Origin of the sequence: Flavobacterium sp., from assembly GCF_027490375.1 — a bacterium.
Lineage (GTDB): Bacteria > Bacteroidota > Bacteroidia > Flavobacteriales > Flavobacteriaceae > Flavobacterium.
The window spans coordinates 1-9098 of sequence record NZ_JAIXYH010000049.1; the positions used below are offsets into that span (position 1 = coordinate 1).

At 38.9% G+C, this 9098-nt stretch carries 8 protein-coding genes; all 8 read right to left on the minus strand.

All coding sequences use genetic code 11. The features are described 5' to 3' along the window. Nucleotides 1–339: 339 nt before the first annotated feature. Nucleotides 340–678: a four helix bundle protein gene (locus Q0064_RS06020; protein ID WP_366094860.1), complete on the minus strand. Its 339-nt coding sequence runs from the start codon at nt 676–678 to the stop codon at nt 340–342. Between the two features lie 118 nt (nt 679–796). Further along, complete coding sequence (locus Q0064_RS06025; RefSeq protein ID WP_298145789.1) at nt 797–3187, minus strand: 3-hydroxyacyl-CoA dehydrogenase/enoyl-CoA hydratase family protein; 2391 nt, start codon at nt 3185–3187, stop codon at nt 797–799. Then, nucleotides 3171–3638, minus strand: a complete 468-nt coding sequence (locus Q0064_RS06030) for a MarR family transcriptional regulator (protein WP_094487345.1) — start codon at nt 3636–3638, stop codon at nt 3171–3173. The genes Q0064_RS06025 and Q0064_RS06030 overlap by 17 nt, the downstream gene beginning before the upstream one ends. A 1612-nt stretch (nt 3639–5250) precedes the next feature. Beyond that, nucleotides 5251–5505, minus strand: coding sequence for a hypothetical protein (locus Q0064_RS06035; protein ID WP_298145794.1), 255 nt, complete (start codon nt 5503–5505; stop codon nt 5251–5253). Continuing rightward, the gene (locus Q0064_RS06040) at nt 5468–5698 is read right to left on the minus strand and encodes a hypothetical protein (RefSeq protein ID WP_298145797.1); all 231 of its coding nucleotides are present in this window, start codon (nt 5696–5698) and stop codon (nt 5468–5470) included. Before Q0064_RS06040 ends, Q0064_RS06035 begins: the two co-directional genes overlap by 38 nt. A 574-nt stretch (nt 5699–6272) precedes the next feature. Continuing rightward, the gene (locus tag Q0064_RS06045) at nt 6273–7064 is read right to left on the minus strand and encodes a DUF3667 domain-containing protein (protein WP_298145800.1); all 792 of its coding nucleotides are present in this window, start codon (nt 7062–7064) and stop codon (nt 6273–6275) included. 267 nt (nt 7065–7331) lie between these two features. Then, the gene (locus tag Q0064_RS06050) at nt 7332–8129 is read right to left on the minus strand and encodes a hypothetical protein (RefSeq protein ID WP_298145804.1); all 798 of its coding nucleotides are present in this window, start codon (nt 8127–8129) and stop codon (nt 7332–7334) included. 62 nt (nt 8130–8191) lie between these two features. Continuing rightward, nucleotides 8192–8788 carry a hypothetical protein gene (locus Q0064_RS06055; protein WP_298145807.1) on the minus strand — a complete coding sequence of 199 codons (597 nt, stop codon included), beginning with the start codon at nt 8786–8788 and terminating at the stop codon, nt 8192–8194. Between the last annotated feature and the right edge of the window lie 310 nt (nt 8789–9098).

Below are 9098 nucleotides of genomic sequence, written 5' to 3' on the forward strand. Positions count from 1 at the left end.
ATTAAGATTTGAGTATTAAGTATTAAGATTTGAGTATTAAGTATTAAGATTTGAGTATTAAGTATTAAGATTTGAGTATTAAGTATTAAGTATTAAGATTGGAGTATTAAGATTAGCGTATTTAGTATTAAGATTTGAGTATCAAGAGCGTAGAAGCGACTATTAAGCTTTAAATAAGCAATGGACCGGGGTACGCTTAATCTAAACGAAGCATTTGTTATTTGAGTAAATGCCCTTTTCAATAGAACATTTAGAAAAGATGCGGATGAAATCACTAAAGTGCTAGTACTACCTTTTGAGTAATTGAGCTGTTTTGTCGCTATTATTCTTGAATACATCCTATTTTTCTTTTAAGGTTTTTTGAAATGCAAAATTCATATTCGAAACTTCAATCAGTTGATCAATTAGCGGTTGTACTGTGGTTTGCCCAAATAAATCTAATTTTTGTGCAAGAATCAGTTGTGTCATTAATTCATAAGTGGATCCATTCGCAACGGCTAAGAATTGAATAAACTCTTTGTCATGATTTCTACCAGCACCTTCCGCAATATTTGAAGGAATTGAGATCGCACATCTTTTAATTTGACTAGTTAAATTGTAGCGTTCTTCCATCGGTAATGTTGCAGTAACTTCATAGACGCGAACGGCAATTTCCATTGCTTTTTGCCAGATTTTCAACTTTTCAAAATTGTGCATAACTTTCTTAATTGTTTTGCTTCTCTCTTAATACTAAGGTCTTAATACTAAGGTCTTAATACTAAGGTCTTAATACTAAGGTCTTAATACTAAGGTCTTTCTAATTCCTCAACGGTTTCCCTTTCGTTAACATAAATTGTATGCGTTCGAGTGTTTTGCGTTCAGTGCATAAACTCAAGAATGCTTCGCGTTCAATGTCTAGAAGGTACTGCTCGGTTACGAGTGTTGGTTCGGATAAATCGCCGCCGGCCATGACATAAGCGAGTTTATTTGCCATTTTTTTGTCATGATCCGAGATATAACTTCCTGCTTTCATTTGGTCGGTTCCTACCAAGAACATACCCAGAGCTTGTTTCCCGAGTACCTTAATGTCTTTGCGTTTCACCGGTTGTGTATAGCCGGCTTCTGCCAGTAAGATAGCATGTTTCTTGGCTTCGTAAATCTGACGATCCTTATTCACTACTACTACGTCTTTATGCTTTTGCAATAATCCGGTGTCGAAAGCTTCGTAGGCCGATGTAGACACTTTCGCCATGGCAATTGTCAAGAAATATTCTTGCAAGACATTTAATTCGACGTCGTTTTTGCGGAATAAATCCGACGCACGTAACGCCATTTCTTTTGAACCGCCACCGCCAGGGATAACACCCACGCCAAATTCAACTAATCCCATATACGTTTCTGCGGCAGCAACAACTTTGTCGGCGTGCATGCTCAATTCGCAACCACCGCCAAAGGTCATTCCATGTGGCGCAGAAATTACCGGAATTGCCGAGTAACGCAAACGCATCATGGTGTCTTGGAACAGTTTGATAGCCATGTTGAGTTCGTCGTACTCTTGCTCCACGGCCATCATAAAAATCATTCCTAAATTGGCGCCCACTGTAAAGTTTGCGGCCTGATTTCCGATTACTAATCCTTGGAAATCTTTCTCGGCTAAATCAATTGCTTTATTGATTCCTTGTAAAACTTCGCCGCCAATCGTATTCATTTTCGATCTAAACTCTAAGTTTAAGATACCGTCTCCAATATCTTGAATCACAGCGCCTGAATTAGCCCAAACCTTTTTGCTTTCGCGAATATTGTCTAGAATAATGAAGCTTTCCTGACCCGGAATTACTTGGTATGATTTTGAAGCGATGTCGTAAAAAAGAGTCTTCCCAGATTCGATTTTATAAAACGATTTGATTCCTGCTTGTTGCATGTCAGAAACCCAAGTGGCAAGCGTACCTTTTTCGGCAGCAATGAGCTCGATTCCTTTCTCCAAGCCAACGGCATCCCAAATTTCAAACGGACCGTTTTCCCAACCAAAGCCCGCTTTCATAGCGGCGTCTATTTTGAAAAGTTCGTCGGTGATTTCCGGAATACGATTCGCAACGTAGGCAAACATCGCACCTAAATTGCGCCGGTAAAACTCGCCCGCTTTATCCTTACCGGTGATGAGTACTTTAAAACGATCTATCGGTTGTTCGATTGTTTTGGTGAGTTCTAAAGTTGCAAACGATGCTTTTTTGGCAGTGCGATACGTTAAGGTATCCAAATCGAGTGTTAAGATTTCTTTGCCTTCTTTCTTGTAGAAACCTTCGCCGGTTTTGCTGCCTAGCTTGTTGGTTTCCATCATTTTTTGAATGAAATCGGGTAGTGCAAACAAATCGTGCGCCTCGTCGTTTGGTACACCTTGGTACAAGCCGTTTGCTACGTGTACCAATGTATCTAAACCAACAACGTCAACGGTACGGAATGTAGCTGATTTCGGCCGACCAATAACCGGGCCTGTAAGTTTGTCGACTTCCTCAACGGTGAGTCCCATTTCTTTTACGAGATGGAATAAACTCTGAATACCGAAAATTCCGATGCGGTTTCCGATAAAGGCAGGCGTATCTTTAGTGGTAATTGGCGTTTTTCCGAGAAATTTCTCAGCATATCCTTCCAAAAATTGCAAGACGCTGCGTGAGGTTTGCGGACCCGGAATGATTTCGAATAGTTTCAAGTATCGCGCCGGATTAAAAAAGTGCGTTCCGCAAAAGTGTTCCTGGAAATCGGCACTGCGGCCTTCGCTCATCAATGCAATGGGAATTCCGCTGGTGTTCGATGATACAAGAGTTCCGGGACGTCGGTACTTGTCGATTTGCTCGAAAACTAGCTTTTTGATGTCTAAACGCTCGACAACTACTTCGATAATCCAATCGACATCGGCAATACGTGCGATATCGTCGGTGGTATTTCCGGTAGTAATGCGTTGCGCGAAACTGCTGTGGTAGAGTGGGGCGGGTTTCGATTTGATTGCGTTTGCCAGATGCTCGTTCACGAGTCGGTTGCGAACGGCTTTGCTTTCTAGGGTTAGGCCTTTGGCTTCTTCGGCGGGAAGCAATGCGTTTGGAACTATGTCGAGCAGCAAAACTTCGCAGCCGATGTTGGCAAAATGGCATGCAATTCCGGAACCCATGATTCCGCTGCCAATTACAGCAACTTTTTTAATAATTCTTTTCATTTGAAAGGAGTTCGTTTGTATTGAAAATAGATTTCTCTTGGATGAGTTCGTTTATTTTGTCGGCTACTTCAATGAAGTTGGCGAGTTGTTCGGGTGTAACCACGCTTTTTACCTTTTCGTTGAATCGAAGTACGGTTTCTTTTGAAAGTGCTCGTTTGTTTTTGCCTTCTTCGGTTAAGTATATGAGTACGCCGCGTCCGTCGTCGGGATTGGGTCGGCGTTCAATCAAACCGCGATCTTCCATCGATTTTAGCGTTCGGGTTACACTGGTGGCTTCCATTCCCATTCGTGGGCCAAGCGAGGTTGAGGGCGTTCCTTCTTCTTTATCGATCGACAGCAAAGCAAAACCAACTGCCATCGATGCGCCGTATTTGTTAGCTTCTTCGTTATACATGCGGGCAACTGCTTGCCAAGTAGCACGTAATATATAATCGATTGTTTTTTCTTTCATAAGTCAACTACAACGATTTCAAAGATAACTAAAAATACTATGCACGCATACTATTTTAAATAAATTTTACTTTTTCTTAAAAAAGTTTTGATGTCGAGCGGCAAGAACTTAAGAAGATGGGGAGTTTACAATGAGCATCCGAGTAAATTGATTTTTCTTTAGTTGTATAGTATTTGGGGGTGCCGGCGGCGCAGTTTTGTCGCTTCGCAAACGTTTCGTGGAGCCGCCGTCGCGCCATTCGCTGTATTTTTTTGGCTTGTATGTAGTGGAAATTCCGTAGCGCCAAAAAAGATGCCGCTGCTGTCGCTCACCCGGAAAAGAAATAGAAAAAATGGAAAAAATGGAAAAAGCTATCAGCTAAAAGCTATCAGCTAAAAGCAAAAAAGCTAAAAGCAAAAAAGCTATAAGCGAAAAAATTGGAATGATTGGGAAAAAGTAACAGTAGCGAAAAATGAGAAAAACCTCTTTGTGAACTCTGTGCCTATGTGGTCTGCCGAAAAAATGTGGTAGAAAGTGAATTCTAATAGTTATTGGAAGTGAAAAAAGCGAAAAAATGGAAAGAAGCTAAAAAATGAAAATAATCAAAATAAGCTAAAAAATGATGCCGCTGCTGTCGCTCACCCGGAGAAGAAATAGAAAAAATGGAAAAAAGCAAAAAGCTATCAGCTAAAAGCTAGAAGCGAAAAAAGCGAAAAAATTGGAATGATTGGGAAAAAGTAACAGTAGCGAAAAATGAGAAAAACCTCTTTGTGAACTCTGTGCCTATGTGGTCTGCCGAAAAAGTGTGGTAGAAAGTGAATTCTAATAGTTATTGGAAGTGAAAAAAGCGAAAAAATGGAAAGAAGGTAAAAAATGAAAATAATCAAAATTAGCTATAAAATGATGCCGCTGCTGTCGCTCACCCGGAAAAGAAATAGAAAAAATGGAAAAAAGCAAAAAGCTAAAAGCTAAAAGCAAAAAAGCTAAAAGCTAAAAGCAAAAAAGCTATAAGCAAAAAAGCTAGAAGCGAAAAAATTGGAATGATTGGGAAAAAGTTACAGTAGCGAAAAATGAGAAAAACCTCTTTGTGAACTCTGTGCCTATGTGGTCTGCCGAAAAAATGTGGTAGAAAGTGAATTCTAATAGTTATTGGAAGTGAATAAAGCTAAAAAAGCGAAAAAATGGAAAGAAGGTAAAAAATGAAAATAATCAAAATAAGCTAAAAAATGAAAAATGGGGTAAAAAGGAAAACCACCACTTTATGAATTTACTGTAAAACTCTTTGTGAACTCTGTGCCTATGTGGTCCACCGAAAAAATGTGGTAGAAAGTGAATAGGTAAATTTAAACAGCTGACGGGATGAACTTCATAACCAAAAAACCAGCGCAGGTAGCTTCTTGCATAGCTCATATTGCATCACAAAAGCAAGGACAGTGTTTTGCTTTTTTAAAATGGCTGTTTTTTGACTCCAACAGAGGCGTTTTAAGATATAGTTATTTTCAAGAATTAGTAACACGAGCCGAAAAAACAGGGCCTTAAATCGAAATATTTGTGGTTAGTTTGGTCAAAAAAAATGGAGTTTCTTTCGAAACGGGGAGTTGTGCAACGGTTACGGCTGTTGCGAGCTGGCTTTTTACTTTTCTCTTGACTTTAGAATGTCTTTTATTTCGTCACTTAGTTTATTCAGAACAATCTCTTTATTCAATTCTGGCGCATAATCTGAGTTTATTCGGCAAAATATTCTTCCGCAATCTTGATAAAAATCAAAAGTCAACTTTTCAAGATCCGGCGTCATCTTATAAAGTACAATTTCACTGTTATATAATTCGCTTGAATAATTTATTGTTAAACTATAAATTCCAACTTCTTTCGGGAAAGCATTTTCCACAATTCTGTTTTTTTTCAAACAATGGAAATAAAGTCACATTCCAAGTTCCTTGAGAAAATTTTATATTCATTTTTTCGCTTTCGATTTTTTCGCCAAAACTGACTTTTACTTTTTCTCCTTCAAATTCCGTTTTCTTCTGCGCAAAAATTGTCATTGAGATTAAAATTAAGATTAGAGTAGATGTATTCTTCATGATTTTTCTAGAGTTCCGGAAAGCTTGCTCATCACTTTACTATCGGCGAAGTCCCCGCATTTTATCAATTTTCAAAAACAAGCTTAAGTTATTTAATAGCAGCCAATTGTGGCAATAAATTTCTGCGTATTTTTAATATGTTAAATTATACACTTGTTTTGCCTTTTATCCTACACGAATATACATTTTTTCCACTAAACGTTAGTAACGATTTTCGTCGCGCGAATGGCAGCAGCCCAAACAAAAAGCAGCTTGACTGAAACGCGCTGTAGTGGCAATCTAAAAGTTAAAGAACTTTGTTTGCAAGACTTATACATGAACTGAAAGGAAATAACGTAAAACCTACTCTTCAAGAGTTTAAAACGCTTGAAGAGTGGGTTGATTTTTTTTCTTATAGAACGTCTTGTCCTAGCCCGGATGGTAGCGGCAGCCCGTAAGAAAAATACGGTATTGTGAAACGGTGGGTGAGGGCGACCCCAGAAGCCCGATGCCAGCCGATTGAACAAACCGTATTTTTTGCGGACTACAGCGAACAGCCGGATTAGCTTCTAAAAACACCAATTAAATAAAGCATTTAACCAAAGGGTGTAACGTGTATTTCGCCGAATTTCCAGTGGGTGACATAGCCGTAGCTGAGCATAAACAACAAGAAAATTTCGGTAAAAAGAAGCACAAAAAGCAGCAAAACGCGCAGCAGTAGGGCAAACTTTGAATACAAGTTGCGAAATGCATTGTAGAAGCCAAAACTTATGTATACCAAAGTGATGGTAATTATGACGTAACTAGCCGCATCGCTGGAGAAGTTTAGCATGTAATTGATGGGAAAATACAGGTGCGCCAGGACAGAAATGAGCAAAACACCTAGCAAAATCATACCCGATAGTATGCAGTGTTCGCTCAGATTTAACCGCTTTTTTCGAAACAACAAAAAGCTATTTATTGCCGAAAAAGGCACAAACAAAAACAATATAATCTTGCTTTTACTGCTGATAATCTGATCTAATTTTCGGCTGGCTTCGTTGAGGTATTGCTTGCTCTCGGCGCTAACTTCGGGAACGTCGGTAAAATAGTGGTCGATGTTTCGCAAAAAGAACAGCACGGCAATAGTAATCAGGATCAAGTAAAAGACGTTGTAATAGCGCTTTCGTTTGCCGGCAATATAATCGAGCGCAGCTTGGCCGGGTCGGACTAAGGCTTCTTTTGCCGTAAATAGAATGCCTTTGTCGATATGAAATGTGCCGTGTAAAACGTCGTGAAAAATAAAATTCTTGAAGGTAATTCGGTGCGTATCGGCTTTTTGTCCGCAGCCCGAACAGTATTTGTCTTCGAGGAGTTTTCCGCAGTTTAGGCAGTTCGCTTTTGTCATGTTTTTGTGATTACACCAAATAATTGGCTAGACCTTTTCTATAAAAAAATCGGACTGCCGAGCTGTGTTTTTTGTTACCTCGTTGTTATGTTCCGATAATTTGTTTAGGTAATTCAAAAATACACGAAAAAAATCAACAGTTGTTTTTATAAAAAAAGAAACACTTCTAATTGGTCTCGTTTGATTTGGGAGAAAATACCCTGCTGAAGCACGATTTTTAGTGAGGCTGGAATCTCCGCTGTCTAAGTGCAGATACAATAAGTATTACTAGCGTTTTCTAACTTTCTTTTCAATACGGAGCTTTTTATTCCATGGGTCTTTAGGACCAGTAAATGCAATAGGTTTTCCACTCCATTCACAAGCTTTTCCTGAACTGTTTAAAAATGTGAAAGTAACTTCGTAATTGGCGCTATCATCAAAGGTAAAAGCACCTGAGCACATGTTGCGACCGATGGTAATTACATTTTTTTCGGGTTCTAGATAGAAAGATGATGTTTTCCCAGTAGTTTTATCTTTCACCGTAGCTTTTACCAGTAAATCTTCACCTGTTTTTACTGAATAGTTAAACGATACAGTAATTTCCGGACCGCAGCCGTATTCTATCCATTGTTTATCGACTACTTTAGGTCGATTTACTAGAATGGGCGCGATATCGTCGCTGTCTGTAGTCACTTCAAAAGTAATTGGGCACATTTTCTTTGTTATCTCATCGTACTTTTTAGGTTGGAACTGCGCCGGAACATTTTCAATAACGAGTGTGTAGATTTTACTTGGTGTTAAGTCGCGCTCAGGCTTAAGAAGTACTTGCGTAAGTTGGTAACTTCCTACTAGCGTTTCTACGACTACGAGTTTTATTTTTTCGTTTTCTCCAATTAAAAATGTCTGATTCAAGGTGCTTAACTGTAAAACCAGTTCCTTATTTACTCCGGAACCCGTAATCAAAAAGATTCCATTTTTTGAAATTATTGGTCCCTTTGGAAAAACTTGTAGTCCACCATCAAAGCAGTCTGCGAAGGAAAAGAACGGAATTAAAATAACGAATAGAATTGCGTGTAGTGTTTTCATGTTGAGGATTCGATTGTGCCACAGGCTTTATAACGTTTTTGATCCCATAAATTGCATTTTTCTTATTTCTTAAAATGTGATTTTTTCTTAAGCTCGCGCATCAACTTTTTGTAGCCGCCGAGGATGAGCATATTTGAAGACGCAGCAAAGTGTACGTCGTGGTTATCGTTTCCTCGTCCGACGCTGCCAATAACCTTCTTGGAATAAATAATTTCTAGTGCATTAAGGTCGTATATTTCTATAGTTACTTCACTAACATTTCTTCCGCCTTCGTTGAAACGATGCGGTGTTAAGTCGACACTAGACAGTTCTACTTTATTATTTTTGGCTTGGATGTTCACAAAATAGTCGTAACCACTGCCTTTTTTTAGATTCTCGAGTTGTATTTTAGACGGATTCAGTTCAATTTTATTGGGGATGAGTAGTCCTTTTGCACGACTTACATGCGTCAGACTTTTATTGAGTGAGCTAAAATCTTCTATGGCAAGCTTTTCCAGTTGCGGCACAACATCGGCTGGTGCATCGATGTAATTGAGTAACCACGTACCTGAGGAAAAGTCGACACCAATACGCTGTATCCGACTATCGATTGCATATTTCGGAACACTACAAGCGGAAAATAAACAAACGATTAGGAGTGCGCTGAGGTACTTTTTCATGAGAATTGGCTGTCAATGAATAGCTAAGTAACGAAATTCTGGGGGATTATTATATAACGTCTAAGAAATAGAAAAAAGCAAAAAGCTATCAGCAAAAAGCTATCAGCAAAAAGCTATCAGCAAAAAGCTATCAGTAAAAAGCTATCGGCAAAAAGCTAGAAGCTAAAAGCTAGAAGCGAAAAAAGCAAAAAATGGAGAGAATGAAAAAAAGTGAAAGAATAAAGGACGCCTTTTGTGAACTCTGTGCCTATGTGGTCTGCCGAATTAGGATAAAAAAAGTGAAAGATGCGAATTCCGATAGCTATCGGAA